This window comes from Lysinibacillus sp. NPDC096212, from assembly GCF_044763105.1.
Taxonomy (GTDB): domain Bacteria; phylum Bacillota; class Bacilli; order Bacillales_A; family Planococcaceae; genus Lysinibacillus.
Map to the genome: position 1 here is coordinate 24004 of NZ_JBIWFQ010000039.1, position 17606 is coordinate 41609.

The 17606-nt window shown below is 35.5% G+C and carries 18 protein-coding genes; 12 read left to right on the forward strand and 6 right to left on the reverse strand.

All coding sequences use genetic code 11. From position 1 onward, the window contains the following. Window positions 1-88: 88 nt before the first annotated feature. From ACIQ7T_RS25435 to ACIQ7T_RS25445, 3 genes are all read left to right on the forward strand, one after another. Window positions 89-1285, forward strand: a complete 1197-nt coding sequence (locus ACIQ7T_RS25435) for an MFS transporter (protein WP_370081706.1) — start codon at window positions 89-91, stop codon at window positions 1283-1285. A 265-nt stretch (window positions 1286-1550) separates the two neighbouring features. Next, window positions 1551-2183 (forward strand): LysE family transporter, encoded by a 633-nt coding sequence (locus tag ACIQ7T_RS25440; protein WP_370081708.1) that lies wholly within the window; start codon window positions 1551-1553, stop codon window positions 2181-2183. Between the two features lie 257 nt (window positions 2184-2440). Beyond that, window positions 2441-2863, forward strand: coding sequence for a hypothetical protein (locus tag ACIQ7T_RS25445; protein WP_370081710.1), 423 nt, complete (start codon window positions 2441-2443; stop codon window positions 2861-2863). 160 nt (window positions 2864-3023) lie between these two features. On the opposite strand, the gene ACIQ7T_RS25450 is transcribed toward ACIQ7T_RS25445, so the two are convergent. After that, window positions 3024-4070, reverse strand: coding sequence for a Cj0069 family protein (locus ACIQ7T_RS25450; protein WP_402874639.1), 1047 nt, complete (start codon window positions 4068-4070; stop codon window positions 3024-3026). A 152-nt stretch (window positions 4071-4222) separates the two neighbouring features. Further along, window positions 4223-5149 carry an EamA family transporter gene (locus ACIQ7T_RS25455; protein WP_370081714.1) on the reverse strand — a complete coding sequence of 309 codons (927 nt, stop codon included), beginning with the start codon at window positions 5147-5149 and terminating at the stop codon, window positions 4223-4225. Window positions 5150-5259: 110 nt separating this feature from the next. Between ACIQ7T_RS25455 and ACIQ7T_RS25460 the strand changes: the two genes are divergently transcribed. The 3 genes from ACIQ7T_RS25460 (at window position 5260) to ACIQ7T_RS25470 (ending at window position 7943) form a co-directional block, all read left to right on the forward strand. Beyond that, window positions 5260-6147, forward strand: coding sequence for an AraC family transcriptional regulator (locus ACIQ7T_RS25460; RefSeq protein WP_402874642.1), 888 nt, complete (start codon window positions 5260-5262; stop codon window positions 6145-6147). A gap of 274 nt (window positions 6148-6421) precedes the next feature. Continuing rightward, window positions 6422-6904: a MarR family winged helix-turn-helix transcriptional regulator gene (locus tag ACIQ7T_RS25465; RefSeq protein ID WP_370081718.1), complete on the forward strand. Its 483-nt coding sequence runs from the start codon at window positions 6422-6424 to the stop codon at window positions 6902-6904. Between the two features lies 1 nt (window position 6905). Continuing rightward, entirely contained in the window at window positions 6906-7943 is a 1038-nt protein-coding gene (locus ACIQ7T_RS25470) for a beta-carotene 15,15'-monooxygenase (protein ID WP_370081720.1), read from the forward strand. Window positions 7944-8064: 121 nt separating this feature from the next. Here ACIQ7T_RS25470 and ACIQ7T_RS25475 read toward each other — a convergent pair whose 3' ends face one another. The 4 genes from ACIQ7T_RS25475 to ACIQ7T_RS25490 all read right to left on the reverse strand — a co-directional run bounded on the left by ACIQ7T_RS25475 (window position 8065) and on the right by ACIQ7T_RS25490 (window position 11320). Next, on the reverse strand, window positions 8065-9177 hold the full coding sequence (locus ACIQ7T_RS25475; protein WP_402874645.1) for an ABC transporter permease: 1113 nt from the start codon (window positions 9175-9177) through the stop codon (window positions 8065-8067). After that, window positions 9170-9868: an ABC transporter ATP-binding protein gene (locus ACIQ7T_RS25480; protein ID WP_370081724.1), complete on the reverse strand. Its 699-nt coding sequence runs from the start codon at window positions 9866-9868 to the stop codon at window positions 9170-9172. The genes ACIQ7T_RS25475 and ACIQ7T_RS25480 overlap by 8 nt, the downstream gene beginning before the upstream one ends. Before the next feature lie 146 nt (window positions 9869-10014). Beyond that, a complete protein-coding gene (locus ACIQ7T_RS25485) occupies window positions 10015-10479 on the reverse strand; it encodes a hypothetical protein (protein WP_370081726.1) in 465 nt (154 codons plus the stop codon). 208 nt (window positions 10480-10687) lie between these two features. Beyond that, a complete protein-coding gene (locus ACIQ7T_RS25490; protein ID WP_402874648.1) occupies window positions 10688-11320 on the reverse strand; it encodes a CPBP family glutamic-type intramembrane protease in 633 nt (210 codons plus the stop codon). A 536-nt stretch (window positions 11321-11856) separates the two neighbouring features. Here ACIQ7T_RS25490 and bioD point away from each other — a divergent pair. The 6 genes from bioD to ACIQ7T_RS25520 all read left to right on the forward strand — a co-directional run bounded on the left by bioD (window position 11857) and on the right by ACIQ7T_RS25520 (window position 17388). After that, entirely contained in the window at window positions 11857-12561 is a 705-nt protein-coding gene (bioD, locus tag ACIQ7T_RS25495) for a dethiobiotin synthase (RefSeq protein ID WP_402874650.1), read from the forward strand. Further along, window positions 12542-13945 carry an adenosylmethionine--8-amino-7-oxononanoate transaminase gene (bioA, locus tag ACIQ7T_RS25500; RefSeq protein ID WP_402874652.1) on the forward strand — a complete coding sequence of 468 codons (1404 nt, stop codon included), beginning with the start codon at window positions 12542-12544 and terminating at the stop codon, window positions 13943-13945. Before bioD ends, bioA begins: the two co-directional genes overlap by 20 nt. Then, complete coding sequence (locus tag ACIQ7T_RS25505) at window positions 13912-14502, forward strand: biotin transporter BioY (protein WP_402874655.1); 591 nt, start codon at window positions 13912-13914, stop codon at window positions 14500-14502. Before bioA ends, ACIQ7T_RS25505 begins: the two co-directional genes overlap by 34 nt. A 134-nt stretch (window positions 14503-14636) precedes the next feature. Further along, complete coding sequence (gene bioB, locus ACIQ7T_RS25510) at window positions 14637-15632, forward strand: biotin synthase BioB (protein WP_402874658.1); 996 nt, start codon at window positions 14637-14639, stop codon at window positions 15630-15632. A 701-nt stretch (window positions 15633-16333) separates the two neighbouring features. After that, window positions 16334-16456, forward strand: coding sequence for a hypothetical protein (locus ACIQ7T_RS25515; protein WP_255350007.1), 123 nt, complete (start codon window positions 16334-16336; stop codon window positions 16454-16456). A gap of 368 nt (window positions 16457-16824) precedes the next feature. Next, window positions 16825-17388 carry a uridine kinase family protein gene (locus tag ACIQ7T_RS25520; protein ID WP_402874661.1) on the forward strand — a complete coding sequence of 188 codons (564 nt, stop codon included), beginning with the start codon at window positions 16825-16827 and terminating at the stop codon, window positions 17386-17388. The last annotated feature ends 218 nt before the right edge of the window (window positions 17389-17606 follow it).

Sequence of the window (17606 nt, forward strand, 5' to 3'; positions counted from 1 at the left end):
CAAATCTGAAAAGTTCTATTACTTTATTAGGTAGAAATAAATCTTTGCGAATGTGCTCATTAAGAGTAAAAGGTGGTTTTGATAAATTATGCAACAGATGAAATTTATCGCAATGTGGATCATCATTGCTCAATTTTTAACTGCCTTTGTTGGGAGAAGCATTAGCCCTTTAATGTTCTATATTAGTGCTGACTTATCACTGAATAAAGGGCAGTTAGGATTCCTTCCAACTGCCCTTTTTATTGGTCAATTTATAGCAACGTTGATAATTGGGTATTTAGCAGATCGATTAAGTACCCGTAAAATGATGGTTTGCTTGATGACTGTTGTTGGAACAGGCTTTTTAAGTTTTGCTTGGATAGACAATTATTCGTTGGCCTTACTATTTGTTGTACTAGCAGGGATGGGTTATGGAGGAATGCATCCTGTCACAAATCGTTTTCTTGTGAATACACTTCCGGTAAATAAAGTTTCATTACTAATGGGTGTAAAACAGATGTCTATCACACTAGGGTCAGCAGGCTCGAGTGTTGTGTTGATTCCGTTGGTAGCGTCCATCGGTTGGCGCTACACATTGTCGGTTGCAGCAGTATTATTATTATTGTTTAGCTTCATCATACCTTTTGTATTAAAGACAAAAGAAGATTCACAAAGTGAGATGGCTACTAAGATGCCTTTACGTCAGCAGTTACGCATTTTCTTTCACTCAAAATGGCTATTTTTTACGAATAGCTCTGCATTCATATTAATGGGTGTTCAAATTACATTTAACACGTACATTATATTATTTTTGTATGAAATAAAGGACTGGTCAATTTATAGTGCTGGAATATGCTTGGCTATCTCTGAAATAAGTGGGGCATGCGGGCGAGTGTTGTGGGGTATTATTAGTGATAAATTTTTTAATAGAAATCGATGGGGCGTATTGTTAATCATTACAATGCTGAGCACAATTGGGATAACCCTTATGTACTTTATACATTCCTCTAGTTTAATAGTTATATGTATAGCTATTGTAGGTTTTTCTCTTGCTGGCTTTAATGGTATATGGATGACGCTAGCTGTTGAAAGTGTGGAAAAATCTATGAGTGGTTTTGCAAGTGGATTTAGTATAATGGTTGCATCCATTGGTGTATTTTTAATTCCACCTATTTTCGGTTCACTTGTAGAATATTGGGGTTATTCGGGAGGTGGGATGTTTTTACTTAGTTTATTTGCTTGCTGTGCAATATTGATGGTAATTGCTCTGTTAACTGTAAAGAAAGTCAACATTCAAAACGGCTAACTGACCTGCATCGTCCTGTGACATTACCGAAATGACTGACAGCGTCCAGGGCGCAAATCAAACTCCGGATGTAATTATGCCAAAGCGAATTAAATGGCAATAAGAATAGATTTCCCAATAATATCATACAAATAGATTAACTAAGTATCAGTATATAAAAAATGAATATTTATTAGTGAAAATAACATTTTATGTATTTTTATGCTACAATACAATTATAAACGGACGTATGAAACTTATCTTATTGCATGAAAGAAGTGTTTAGTTGAGTCTATATGTAGCGTATGTATTGGTAGGACTTGCGATTGCCATGCCTGTTGGGGCTATTACAGTAGAAATGACAAAGCAAGGACTAAAAAATGGCTTTATGCATGGTTGGGCTGTCGGTCTTGGTGGTATGACAATTGATTTTGTATTAGTTTTTGCATTGTATATGGGATTAGCGTCCATTTTAGCAATGCCAATCATTCAAATTCCTATGTGGATTATAGGAGCGGGCTTTTTATTCCTTTTAGGGCTGGACTCTATAAAAAATGCTGATCATGATATTACGCTTGCAGGAGAGAAAGTGACAAAATCATTTTTTACTTCTTATCGTAATGGTTTACTAGTTGCAATCTCACCTGGAAATCTAGTATTCTGGGTAAATGTTTTCGGTGTTGTACTAGCTAAATCATATGGGCAAGGACAGTCAGCAAACTTTTTAGTGATTGCGGCAGGGGTTCTCAGTGGCATATTGCTGCATGATATTGGTTTGATGACCATTGTTTCAGTTACCCGTAAAGCAATGAGTCGTAAGTTCATTAAGTCGCTTACGATGGTTGCGGGCGTTTTATTAATAGGCTTTGCCGGATATTTTATTTATGAATTTATACAAGCCATTAAGATTTATATATAAAAAGTGCGATCCTTATATTATCTTAGGGTGACAACCTTCAAACGTATGTAAAGAAATGAGACTAGGACAGAACTCGTTTATTTTGAAAAATAACAAAAAGAGATAATAACTTTTCTGCTTCATCAAAGTGAATTTTCATCTAAAATCAAAGAAATGTTAGACCGATTATATCTAGGTCTAACATTTTTCTTTTTGTCTCAGCTCATTTTTTATGAGGAGTTAAATAAAAGTCACTCTAAAACAAGGAGTATGTGAAAATGAGTATAGCAACCTATATTGGTTTAAATTTTCCAGTAAAACTTAATGAGTATTATACGGAGGATGAAGTTGAAATTGATTATGTTTTCTCGGATGAAGAAGATCGTGATGTAGTTAAACAGAAGCATTTTACTACGCCTTATATTTATGAAGTTTATGAGAAAGGTAACCCTATTTGGCAAATGAATGAATATCAAAAGATTCATTCACCACATAACTATGAAAATTCCAAAAAGACTTTTCTCTATTTATGTCACTTACTAAAAGAGTTGCTCCCACAAGGTGATTATTGTGAAGTTTATATTTGTTGGTTGGGTGAAGAAGATGAAGAGCGTGAGGGTGAGTTGAAAATTGATTTAAATAATCCACAGATTGAAGCAATAGATATTTATGAAAAATACTTTATCCGAATAGAAAACTAAAAGTCCAACTCAAAATAAAAATAGTATGTATATAAAAAGAGGATAACCAGCCTCTATAATAGACTAATTATCCTCTATTCCTATACCCTTATATAATCAGAAGATCGCACTTTTTTATTTATCCCACATTAACGGGCAGTAATGAAGAAGACCGGTTTCACTATGCTGAAATCTCGGTATTTTCATGGATACAAGCTAAAATTTCTTCTGCTACTTGATGTGCTAAAGAAAGTTCAGAAGTGAAGCCTACACATGAACAATTCATTTCCCCTAAAATATAGCAATCTTCGCCAGCTTCGTTTGTATCAAGCATGAAATCGGCAGTCCATAGGAGCGGTAAATCATAATTGCCCAGTAAACTAGTTACGAGTGGTAGTTGTCTTAAAAAGTTTTGGACAAGCTCTTCCCAGTCTTCTGGTGCATCATAACGATAGTGCGCACCTGAAAATAGTGTTGCACTAAATGCGTCCTCGGAATCTGCCGGTTTTTTATGTACTACGTTAACTGGTTTATTTCGTAACATAAATAAGCGGATTTCGCCTTCAGTAATACGCGGAAGGAAGCGCATATCAACTAGCATGCCATTTGGACCAGTAATATATTGCTCACAGAACGTCATGAAATCGCTTAGTTTCCAATATTCCACATGATTATCCTTTGCTTCTGTACATTTAATCTCCGCATCAAGTGGTACTTCTGTAATTCCCTCAGCAAGGGGTTCAACCAGTTTTACTCGCCATATACCTTCTCCTGTCGATCCACGATTTTGCTTTAGGACGCGTTCAGTAATAGCAAGAGAAGTAGGGAACTGAGCTTTAAATGCTTCAATTGTATAATAAGCAAATGTATCATCAGGCACTAAATTCGTTGAGGACAGCTTTGATAATGCATCTTTAGAACCATAACCAATCATAGAATCAGGGTGTGGCATACCAATGACACCTGCATTACATAGTTCACGCAACATATCGAAGTACTCTTGTTCATGCTGTAAGTTTCCTGGATTAATACGTGATACATAGGCAATACCTTGCTCTTTGACGTAATTAAAAATTTCCTCTTTTTTTGTAACATCAAAGAAAATGACTTCTGCATCCTGTCCACGTTGTTTTAGCGCATTCACCATTGGCATTGTATCTTGTCGATAGCCGTCAGGGCCTTTATCTGTGCCACCACGAACCTCGAAAAAAATAACCTTTTTGTCCATAAAAATACCCCCTTGAATGATGATATTTTCAGTATAATAGACAGTTAAGGAAAAAAGATATATATAATATGTAAATTTTATGTGGAAATTCATAGTTTATAAATTTTACATAGGAATTTACGACTAATACTTTCGGAATTATCCTAGATTGGTTAAGCCTTCCTGACGATTCTTTTCTGAAAAACTGTAAGATATAATATCATGCAGAGAATTAGCATTGTCCCAATTAACTGAAAGCTCCCAAAGGCAATTTTAAGCCATAAAACACTTGTGATAACAGCTGTTAGAGGCTCTAGGCTACCAAGTAAACTAGTTTCTTTTGGCGATAAATAATGCAAACTTGCAATATAAAACCAAAATGCCAACATTGTCCCGAAAATTACGATAAACAGAAAGTAAGCGATTGTCGAAAATGCCCAGTTTGACAGATCAATTTGCCATGGCTGATGGAAAAGACTCATCACAATCCCGCCAATAAGCATTGACCAGCCTACAACTAACAATGAGTGAAACTGCTGTAAAAGTGAGAATGCATATAGCGTATAAAAAGCAGCCGAAAGACCAGATAATATCCCCCAAAATACGGCCATCGTTGGAACAGAAAGTGTAGACAACGAGCCATTTGTTAGTAATAAAAAAGTACCAATAAGTGTTAGCGTCACAGCTATTCCATCCTGCCTTGTCAATTGACTGTGCTTCGTGACTAAATAATAAGCCATAATAAAGAGTGGTGCTAAGTATTGCAATAATGTTGCTACAGCAGAGTTGCCTATAGCAATCGACATCATATACGTATATTGAACTGCCAGCATTCCAAGTAAACTAAATAAAATTTGTCTAAAAGCATTGTGCTTTGTTCGCCACATCACAAAAATAGACTCTTTACGATGTGTAATTTTATAAGCTGTGATGAGTAATAAGCCAGATAAAAGAAGACGACTGGAAACAAGCCAGCCAACTTCTATATTTTCCTGCTGAAATAGCTTTTGTGCGACGGTTCCACCAATACCCCAAAAACTTGCCCCTAGAATGACAAGAATAAAACCAAGCGTACGATTTTTCTGTGCAGATTGATTCATCTTAAAACATCTCCTAAACTATCAATATAAAGCAATTATAATGAATAGTAATCTAAAGAAATATCGATTTAATGGATTAAAAATATCAATATATTGAGGTGAACGAAGTAGTGACGTTAAAACATATTAAAATTGCGAAGGATTTACAAGAGCTAACGTTACATGGGACGAAGGAATTTCCAGTTGCCTTATATGAGACGGTTTTGCGATTAGATAATCTAGATTTTTTACCGTTACATTGGCATAAGGAAATTCAATTTGTTTATGTAAAAAGCGGTCTTGTGGAATACCGAGTAGGAGCAGATGTCTTTGTACTTGAGGAGGGGGAGGGACTATTTGTTAATGCATCAGGTTTACATGAAGCAAAGCCGTTTCAAGTAGAGATGGCTACAATTTTCTGTATTAACGTGGATCCCTTGCTATTAGGTGGACACAAGAACAGTATTTTTGCTACTAAATATGTACTGCCGTATATAACGAGTAATAGACTACCCTATGTAAAGCTATCAGGCCAATTGGCGCAAAAAGTAGAAATTGTGGCGAAATTACTGCAAGAGCAAGCCGTATTTTATGAGCTAAAGGTATGGAGAGAGTTATTAGCCATTTGGGAAACTATTTTGTCACAATCAATGCTAACAGAAGAAATACTTGATCCAGCAATTATTGTCCAGCATGAACGAGCAAAGGATATGCTTGATTATATACATGCTCATTATCAGGAGAAAATTTCTTTAGAAAATTTAGCTACACATGTTTTTTTAAGCCGTGCAGAATGTAGCCGTTTTTTCAAAAAAATGGTCGGCATGACACCATTCACATATTTACTACACTATCGTCTTCGTAAAAGTATGGAGCTATTACGTGATAGTGAGCAATCGATCACCACAATTGCTACAACAACAGGCTTTAGTACAGTAAGTTACTATATTGATAAATTTAAGAAATATACAGGATACTCCCCACATGTTTATCGTAAACAATTTTTTGATAAAGGTTAGCAGAATATAATCGCGCGAACAGGGAGATATCCGTGAAAGAGAAGTAAATACCCGCACTTGCAATGAATCGCTTAATCTTAATCATTAAATATGAAAAATTCCTGAAAGTTATTGGAGTAGACCACACCACACTGTTTATTTTTGAATCATCAGCACACGTTGTGGTAATGATCTTTATTATTGCTTATTTGACAATAATAACCACATACAATAAAGTAAAGTTAATAATAAAGATACCTTTACTATTAACTTTACTTAAAGGATGGATTTGGTGATGACAAAGGATGAAGAACTTATATATAAGCTTGTGGAGGAAATAAATGAAGCTATTTATTCGATGGATAGCCATTTCATAAAATTACATCATAATTTAATTAGTGATGAGTTATCCCCTAAGCAAATAATTCTTTTAGATTTTATTAAAAAAAATAGTCAAGTGACGATTGGACAGATTGCAAGTTATATGAATATAACGTCTAGTGCTGTCGGACAGCTAGTTAGTAAACTTGAAGAGCAGCAATACGTAACTCGGAGCATTAATCCAGAAAACCGACGTGAAATATTTGTAAATCTAGATACTTCAGGCATTACATATTTTGAAAGAGAAGAAGAAATAAAACGATTTATTATTTCAAGATATTATTCGAAGCTTGAGTTAAGTGAGGTCGTGCAATTAAAAGAGATTGTGCAAAAGCTCAATCAAATTGTATTAAAGGAAGGAATTATACATGAAATAAATGATAAGGGAGAGATTTAACATGGTTGCATTAAAGAAAAAGCAAAATATATGGCTAGCTTTTTTGTTACTCGTACTTGCTAGCAACTACACGCTTTATAACACAGGTTTTGGTATATCGATTTTACCAATTGAAACAAATGGAGTTGTTATTGGCTCATTAATTGATTTTGTTCTTGTAATGCCTGTTTTATTTCTATTGTATAAAGGAAAGTTTTCTTTAAAACAAGCGGTTATTTTAGCAGCAGCAGGTTGTATTGCAGCTCGTTTCATTATTCCAGTAGAACATTTGAAGCCGTTTGTTGCAGTAACTTGGGCTGGTTTTGCGATTGAAGGTACGCTTATCTTATTCGAAATTTTACTAGTTGCAACGCTTGTTCGTTACATGCCGAGAATTCTAGCGGATGTACGATCAACTACTTTACCAGATTTGTTCTCATTTCCAAAAGCAGTTGAAAAACATGCATCAAAGCATCCTATTATCCAAATGTTTTGCGCAGATTTTTTAGTATTTTACTATGCTTTTGCAAGCTGGAAGAGAAAAGAACGTTCTGGTTTAACTTTGCATAAAAACTCGAGCTATATTGCATTTATCATTATGCTAATCCATGGGATAGCCATTGAAACAATAGGGATTCATTGGTGGCTCCATGAAAAATCAATAGTTCTTTCTATTTTATTACTTATTTTAAATGTATACACTGTTCTATTTTTTATAGCGGATATGCAGGCCATTCGTTTAAACCCTGTCCATGTAACATCTGATAAATTGTATTTGTCTTTAGGATTGATGAAACGAGCAGAAGTTCGCTTTGAGCAGATTGAAGAACTTATTGAGGATAAGGAACAATTGGAAAGAAAATTATCCAAGGATACAATTGATTTTATAGCACGTGATTTTGAAGCGGCATATCCACAGTTTATTTTAAAAATGAAGGAGCCTGTGGAAGTGACTTTCATGTTTGGGCTGAAAAAACGTTATAACAATGTAGCCATTAAAGCCGACCAAGCTCAAGAATTTAGAAAAATGCTTATTCAAGGAATGGAAGATAATAAATAATAAACAACAGGTGCTAGCAAACAAAGCTGGCACCTGTTTAAATAGGGGATGATATTTGTTTAAACACATACCATTTATATAAAAGTCGGAACGGAAATCAACCTCACGTTATGGGCCTTATTTACAGGACTAAAATAATAATTAAAATAATAAGGACACACAATAGTGGGAGATCTACAAATCCCTTTAGCAATCGATTGCTAGCTGCCTGAATTTGTTCATTGGTTACTTGAAAGATTGACCAAATTTTATGCTCAAAAGTTTGCTGGATCACGGATTGCATCATTGAACGTAAAGTAAAATAAAGAATTCCAAGTACGATAATTTTCGCCCACGACGGAACAATAATAGTTAGACCGATACCCATTGATAAAAAACGCAGATAGCCGAAGAGATACTGTTTTTGGCGTAGCATCGTTTTACATACTAATTCCTCTATAAAATAATCAGAACGTCGAAACATACGCTTTGAATTTTTCCATAATAGGCGAGGCTTTTTTAATTTCGGTACTAACTGACTTCGAAGTTCAGGAGCAATCTCGAATAAAAGACTTTGCCATTTATAAAAAGCTGCTTGATCGAACTCCACTTGCTGATCAAAATGTTTAGTGCTATAAACAAAATGTCTATTATAATAGCTTGTGCAACAAACAAGAAGAATTACATAAATAAGTGCAGACAAAAGAGCTGGGACATATAAAAAGAAAACTGTACCGAGAATGCACATGAAAATTTTACTTACTAGCTGCTGCCATTTACGAAGCTTTAATTGTAAAAGTATGTTTGTAAAATTAGTTGTAAAAAGTAGTAGAAGTAAAATAAGTAATTCTAATATCGTTACATGATGAACGATTATAAAAATGGGCGCTAATAGAGCAAGGGCAGATCCAAGTAAAATTAGGTGCTTACTTAACGACCAATAAAGACCAGCTTGTTTTAACCGTACCATTTGTTTTCGGTTTTGGATTAAAAAAAGACGATCGGCTCGTTGTAAATAAGTACGAATCGTTTCAATTCGTGTAATAAGAAATAACAGTACAATTAAGAACACTAGCGGAATATGTATGACCCATGATGTACTTATATTTAAGATAAAGTCTTTATAAAGGAAAAAGCCTATGACTAGGGCTGGCACAACAACATATAAGGCGACTGTCCAATCAATGATGCTTGCCAGTAGTTTATAATTGTTGGAGCGCTCTAATTTTCTTCGTTGCTGCAATAAACTAGTCATGGTGATTTTCCTCAAGCAAGGTGTCGAAAATATCAAGAAGAGATGCTTTGTCATGGTTCACCGCTAAGCGTAACGATTCGAGTGTACCTTGCTGTAAAATTCGGCCATCATCAATCAAGATGAAACGATCACATATTTTTTCTGCTGTATCAAGTGCATGTGTACTCATTAAAATGGCGGCACCTTGCGCTTTTAATTCTTCTAATATCGTTAAGAGCTTACGCATTGCCTGTGGATCTAGCCCCATAAATGGTTCATCTAAAATATAAGTAGAATGCTTGTCGAGAAATGCTAAAATAAGCATCACTTTTTGCTGCATACCTTTGGAAAATGTTGTTGGATAATCGTGTAGTTTATGGTCCAAATGAAAAATTTTCAGTAATTCATTCGCACGATTTGTTAAAGAATTTTCTTTACCAGCTACACGCATGTAAAAATCGATATGCTCCCACAATGTGAAATACTCATACAAAATTGGTCTTTCGGGTACATAGCCATAAGTTCCTATTGTCACTTGACCATCGACTATTGGTAATACACCCATCATTGCTTGTAAAGTTGTACTTTTGCCTGCCCCATTAGAACCGATTAATCCAACGAGCTCACCACTATTTACTTGAAATTGAATGTTTGAAATAATAGCTTCATTTTCTATATAGCCACCTTTATGTATGTTAATATCTATTGTCATTCACTTCCTCTCTTTATTAATTTACGAATTAAAGTGGGAAATGTTTCAAGTTTTGAGGCTTTTATCGTTTAGAAGATGAGTTTACTGATAGAGGAATGAGGGAATTTAATAATGTTCAAAGGATCGTCTTTGCAATTGCCACCTACTTAATCTAGGTGGGCAATTGCATTTAATATATCTTCACACACCGCATCCCAAAATTGTTCCTGTACAGCATCACAATACACATATAGCTCTTTATTTTGGACATGCTCATATAGCTCAGAAATCATTTCTTTCTGAAAATGGAGTCGATGATTTAATGCTTCACGTTCTTCCTCAATACAAAACGATTTATAAATATCTGCGAGACGTTCAAGTTTTGCTAATTTTTGTTTCGTTTCCTCGTATTGTGTTTTGTGAAATCGCCCTACTGCGGTAGTCATAGAGATCTTTGCCCGATGCTCGGTATTTAACGTTCGCAATTCTTCCTGACGAATAGCCACACGATACCAAAATTCATATCGAATAGGTAAGTCTTTTAGCTCGTAGGTGAGCAAGGATTTTAAAATAAAACTAACATGCTCATAAGAATCTGTAGTCTTTTCTGATTCTTTAAAAATACCAAACATACAGCCACCCCCGTTAAGTTTAATACTACGAATGAAGAGTAAAACCCTTTAATTTACCTAAATATTCAGAGAAGTAATGAAACAATAAAATTCTCTGGATATTAATAGAAATCTAGCTGAAATACAAGTTTAAAAGGATTAGTGAGTTTATAAAAAAATCTTGTTACATTTACTTATGTAACAAGACTTTAAAAGTTGCATTATAAAATTAAATTGAGTTTATGTTTTGAGGTTTAGTTTTTTTTATTATTCCTATTAATAACAAAATCCATAGTAAACTATTTCCAACAGAATGGGTTACAAAAGAGGCCCATGTTGAATTAGTAAACTGGGCGATCCACGGAGCAATAAGCATACTAGGAAGCATATTGATAAAATGCCACTTCAAACAAGCATGAATAACCCATGCCCAAAGTAATCCATTTACTACCCAAGCCCAATTCCCGAAAATCTCTTGCTGAATAGGAAGGAAAAAACCTCTCCACATTAGTTCCTCACATAGCATAGCCAAAAGGTGTAATGGAATAAATATGGCTATCATTTTCCAATTTCTATAAAGCGTAACACCGAAAAATTCTGATGGAGGTAATTCCATTTTTTTTAACGGATTAAATGGGGCAGGAAGATAACTTGGTGGGGCAAATATTGGAAATCTCGCAAAAAACTTTCCTAAAGGTTCGAGAAGTTGGTCAAAGACTATTGTAAAAATAATTGCTCCCACAACCCAGTACCAATCGTTTTCTGTTAAAGGATTGAAACGAAACCTTTCCAAAATATTTTGCCATGTCCATGTATTTCCCTCTAAATGATAAAGTAGTAGCGATACTGGAAATAAACTCATTACAGGAAACCAAAGGAAGAACCAAAAAGCATAAATTAATGGTACACCCTTTTTAACTAAAAGAGGTGTCCCATAGTAAACACCATAGTATACTAACGAACCTGTTATGCCGAAAATGAGTAACTGCACCAGATAGGACATTAGAAGACCCCTTCCGCATAATGGATATATTTACAAATATATAAACATAAATTATTATATTTTTCTATATATTTTTTGTCATAGTTACATCTAGTCTGCACTAAAGTTTCATAGGGCTCTACGTTAGAATAGCCTTCTAATTAATATAAATGGACAAAGATGATTATTAGCATACCTATGAAAATATACATTAACCAGCACTAGATTTTGCCACATGGTAAGAATCTAGTGTTTTTTATTGATGAAAAAATTCTTGAGTTATCACAAAATACCCTATTTTTTGCAAAGAAAAGGGCCGTTTTTGAAGAAATATGGAAATAGCATTTACAAAATAAAATTAAATGTGTTAACTTAAAAACTGTGATAAGTTAACTTAAAAGAGGGGGAGGTTAACGATGCAACATTTTTGGGTTGTTGGGACGGATACAGATGTCGGTAAAACGGTTATCACTACATTACTGATGCGTCAATTACAAAAGCATGATTTACAAGTCACGCCTTATAAGCCCGTGCAAACTGGCGAAATTAATGACAATGGGCATTGCTATTACTACGATACAGCAATGTATGAAAAGTATTCATTACAAAGTCTAAAGCAAGAAAATTTAAATGGCTATTCGTTTAAGGAAGCCGCATCACCACATTTTGCTGCACAACTGGAGGGTCAGCAAATAAATGTGGAGTATTTATTACGGCAAATGCAGTTGTTACAGCAAACATACGATGTCGTGATTTGTGAAGGAGCAGGAGGGCTGTTTGTCCCGTTAGATACAAATGGAGAAAATACGCTTCTTGATGTCATCGTTCAAAGTAAGCTTCCAGTTGTTCTTGTCACACGAACAACACTAGGAACGATTAACCATACATTGCTTACACTTGAGGCATTACATGCTCGTAATGTTGAGGTTCTTGGCATTGTATTTAATGGAGACACAGGTAGTCAGATGGAACAAGATAATGTGAATACGATTCTACAACATCATGATTTGCCATATGCGACGATCCCAAAGCTTGGGGATATTTCACAGATTGTTGACTACTCCATTTCACAAACTTCTTTGTTTGAAAGGTTGATCAATTATGAAACAAGCATTAACTGAATTGCAGACGAGAGATTTACAGCATGTTTGGCATCCATGCTCACAAATGAAGGACTATGAGCAATTTCCGCCAATTGTTATTAAAAAAGGACAAGGGGTATGGCTTTACGATGAAAATAATAATCGCTATTTAGACGCCGTATCTTCCTGGTGGGTTAATTTATTTGGACATGCGAATCCGCGTATAAGTCAAGCATTAAGCGATCAAGCGTTTACATTAGAGCATACAATCTTTGCGAATTTTTCACATGAACCTGCCATTAAGGTGGCAGAAAAATTAGTTGCCTTAACGCCAGATGGTTTAAACAAAGTATTTTTTGCAGATAACGGTTCTTCAGCAATAGAAGTCGCATTAAAAATGAGTTTTCAATATCATATGCAGACGGGAAAAACGACGAAAAAGCGATTTTTAGCTTTAACGGATGCTTATCACGGTGAAACACTTGGTGCCTTATCTGTTGGCGGAGTAGGGCTGTATAACGAAGTGTATCAGCCACTTTTATTGGATACAGTTCGTGCACAAGGACCGGATTGCTTCAGATGTCCTTTCCAAGAGAATCCTGGAAGCTGTCAAGCCCAATGTATACAGTTTGTTGAAGAGGAGCTTAGTCAGCACCATGAAGAAATTACAGCTATTATTATTGAGCCACTCATTCAAGCAGCTGCAGGCATGAAAATGTATCCTCCACTATATTTGAAGCGATTACGAGAGCTTTGTACAAAATACGATGTTCATTTTATTGCAGATGAAATTGCAGTTGGGTTTGGACGAACAGGTACATTATTTGCCTGCGAGCAAGCGGGTATTGCTCCAGATTTTATGTGCTTATCAAAAGGTTTAACGGGTGGTTACTTGCCACTATCCGCAGTTTTAACGACTGATGATGTATACAACGCTTTTTATGATGATTACGGTACAATGAAAGCGTTTTTACACTCCCATAGCTATTCCGGTAATACACTTGCTTGTCGCGTAGCCCTAGAAGTTTTAACAATATTTGAAGAGGACCGTGTGATCGATATGATACAAAACAAGGGTGAACGTATGCGAAAACTAGCTATGAATGCATTTGGAGAGTTGCCGTTTGTTGGTGAATATCGACAAGTAGGACTAGTCGGTGCAATAGAATTAGTCGCCAATCCTGAAACAAAGGAGCCGCTACCGAATGAGGAACGAATCGGATATCAAATCTATAAACGTGCCTTAGCAAAGGGCTTACTGATTCGTCCTCTTGGCAATATATTATATTTCATGCCTCCATACATCATATCTGATGATGAAATGAGTTTTATGATTGATACAACGAAAGAGACGGTCATGCAATTTTTTGAGGAGCGGGAGGGAGTAAGTTGTTCAAACGACAATCAACACTGTCACTTGTGATGATTGCGATGTTTGCCGCTTTAACCGCAATCGGTGCATTTATTAAAATACCGCTACCAGTAGTGCCTTTTACATTACAAATAGTTTTTGTATTTTTAGCAGGCAGTTTGCTTGGCAGTCGCAATGGATTGCAAAGCCAGCTCGTCTACATAGGGGTTGGTTTAGTTGGTTTGCCAGTATTTACGCAAGGTGGAGGCATCACCTATGTATTGCAACCAACATTTGGCTTCCTAATCGGTTTTGCACTGGCCGCCTTGGTAATTGGTTTCATGATTGAAAGAGTGGATATGCCAACGAAAAAACATTTTATCGGTGCAAATATTGTCGGGCTTTTTATTATTTATGCAGTGGCAGTCCCATATTTATATGTGTCTTTGAATTTTTGGTTACATATGAAAACGAGCTGGTCACATATTTTCGTAGTTGGTTTTTTAAACAGTATTGTTGCAGATTTTTGCTTAGCGATCGCTTCTGCATTTTTGGCCGAGCGACTTTACAAAGTATTTAATTCAGCAAGGACAATAACTTCTTTCAGCGGCAATCTCCCACCTCTATAGATGTGAGAGGAATGCAGATTTAAGTTATTTTCAGCAGATATCAAACATCAGCTGATATAGCCTAAGGAAGATTTTACGCAATTATGCCGAGGCATAATTGATAAATTATACAAGTAGAGAGGGAGAATGTGTAAATGAATTGGTTACAGTTAGCAGATGAAGTTATTGCAGGGAAAATCATTAGCAATGAGGAGGCTCTTGCCATTTTAAATAGTGATGATGATGAGCTTTTAAAGGTAATGGACGGTGCCTTTGTTATTCGTAAGCATTACTATGGGAAAAAAGTAAAATTAAATATGATTATGAATGCTAAAAGCGGTTATTGTCCAGAGGATTGTGGCTATTGTTCACAGTCATCTAAATCAACAGCACCGATTGAAAAATATCCATTCATTACGAAAGAGGAAATTTTAGCAGGGGCAAAACGAGCATTTGACAATAAAATTGGCACTTATTGCATCGTGGCAAGTGGTCGTGGGCCAACTCGAAAGGATGTCAATGTTGTAAGTGAAGCTGTTACAGAAATTAAAGAGAAGTATGGCTTAAAAGTATGTGCCTGTCTTGGCTTATTAAAAGAAGAACAGGCACAGCAATTAAAAGAGGCAGGGGTGGATCGTTACAATCATAACTTAAATACATCTGAACGACATCACTCCTATATTACTACGTCCCATACGTATGAAGATCGTGTTAATACGGTTGAAATTGCGAAAAAGCATGGAATATCACCTTGCTCGGGTGCCATTATTGGTATGAAAGAAACAAAAGAGGATGTCGTGAATATTGCGCGTGCACTTCATCAATTAGACGCGGATTCCATTCCGGTAAACTTCTTAAATGCGATTGATGGTACGAAACTAGAAGGGACGAAGGAATTAAATCCACGCTATTGTTTAAAGGTTTTAGCGTTGTTCCGTTATATTAATCCAACAAAGGAAATTCGTATTTCTGGTGGCCGTGAAGTCAATCTTGGGTCACTTCAACCACTAGGTTTATATGCAGCAAATAGTATCTTTGTAGGGGATTACTTAACAACTGAAGGACAAGAAGCAAACAATGATTATCGTATGCTTGAGGATTTAGGCTTTGACATTGAATTATCGGAAAAGCAAGAAGCCGCATTCTGCTAAATAAAAACTTATCCCGCATTAACGGGCAGTAATGAACTGCCCGTAAATGCCCGATTGGTGAAGACTAATAATCAGTGCGGGATAAGAAACCCCACTGATTAAAGTTTCACTTTATGAAATAAAATCTACTACTACTACTTAATTATCATCGAATTTGAAAGTCGTATGTGCGCCGTGGAAAAGGCGTACATACGGCTTTTTCTGTCGGACGGATAAAATCGTAGAAACGCTCAGGTAGGGTAAAGTGCTCGGGTTCAACGGGAAAACGCTCAGGTAGGCAAGAAAAGTGCTCAGGTTCGACGGTGAAACGCTCAGGTAGGCAAGAAAAGTGCTCGGGTTCAATGGGGAAATGCTCAGGTAGGAAGGTAAAGTGCTCGGGTTACCAAGAAAACTGCTCGCATGACCAACTGCTCAGGTCCGTCGAAAAACCCGCGATTCGCATATTAGAGATAAAAAGTGACGGATGCTAAAACGAAAAGAACTGTTTTTATGCCTTAAAAAATCCGGTTTTCACAAATTGTTCAATGAAAGCGTTTTGAAATTGAACAGTTTGTGAAGGGCTTCACATAATGCTTTATTTTTTTAAAAAATGGCGTAAAATAAGAATCAAGTAAGGAATTGTTATAAAACAGTTTGAAAAAAGTATCACGGTTTTAAGTGGTTGTTATATTACAAATACAAATTGGAAGGGAGAGTTTTATATGTGGGTTATTACAGTATTTGATAAAAAGGACGTTCGAATTTTTGAGTATACAAACAAAGATGAGGCGACACAGGCTTTAGCAAAATTTAAGAAAAATGCAGTTTTAACGTATACAAAATAATTTCAGAATTGAGCGAAGCAGCCCTTTTCGACGCTATAGCGTACGAAGAGGGCTGCTTTTTACGTTATGGGAATTATCAAGTTAATGACAAGGGATTGATTATATAAACATATTATTTGACTCATATTCTGCAAAATAGATGCCGATTCTATTCTAGGAAGTTAAAGCATTAAGAAAAGAAAAAGAGCACCATTCATCAGATGCTTTTTATACGGATTAAGTAGTTTACTGTTATTCAACTACAGACCAGGTTATTTTAAGAAGCAGGATTAATGAAATGTTTGAAGAACTAATTATGTAAACAATTAAAAAGTGGTGATATAGTGGGTTTCAAAACGAAAAATGGTGAATTTAATAATTCTGAGCATTTGATTAGGTCAATAAATTCAATTCAAAAAAAACAGTCAACCTTGTTAATTGGAATAGATGGTTGTGGGGGGGCAGGAAAAAGTACACTTGCAAATAAATTAAAGGATGAATTTTCTAATGTAACTGTTGTACATATGGATGATTTTTACTTACCATCCTCACAACTTATTAAAACTTCTACAGAGAAAAAGCCTGTTGGTGCTGATTTTGATTGGAAGCGCGTATTAAATCAAGTTCTTGAACCAATCAATCAAAATATAGAAACACGATATCAGCGATATGATTGGGATGCGGATGATATGGCAGAATGGCATAGTGTTCCTGTTGGTGGAACTGTCATAGTAGAAGGTGTCTATTCTATTCGCAAGGAATTATCAAATAAATACGATTTTACAATATGGGTTGACTGTCCAAGAGAAACTAGGCTTTCAAGAGGTCTTGAAAGAGACGGGGAAGACGCTCGTGATATGTGGGAAAATAATTGGATGATTTCAGAAGATATATATGTTGAAAAACATAAACCATTTGAAAGAGCAGATATCATAGTATTTGGAACCAATTAAATCTTTTTCAATAAGGAGTATTACCTTTTTGCTATTCAATGAAAGAGGTCCTTTAGTTAAATTTTCGATTCACTAAGTATCAAAACAATCTTTGAAAAAACAGCCTTCTTTTATTAATAAGAAAAGAGGCTGGGACATAACTAGCTTCAATTAGTGAGAAATCCGAATTTGAATGAATTCAAATTCGGATTTCTCTATTTTTTATGTTGTCTCCATAT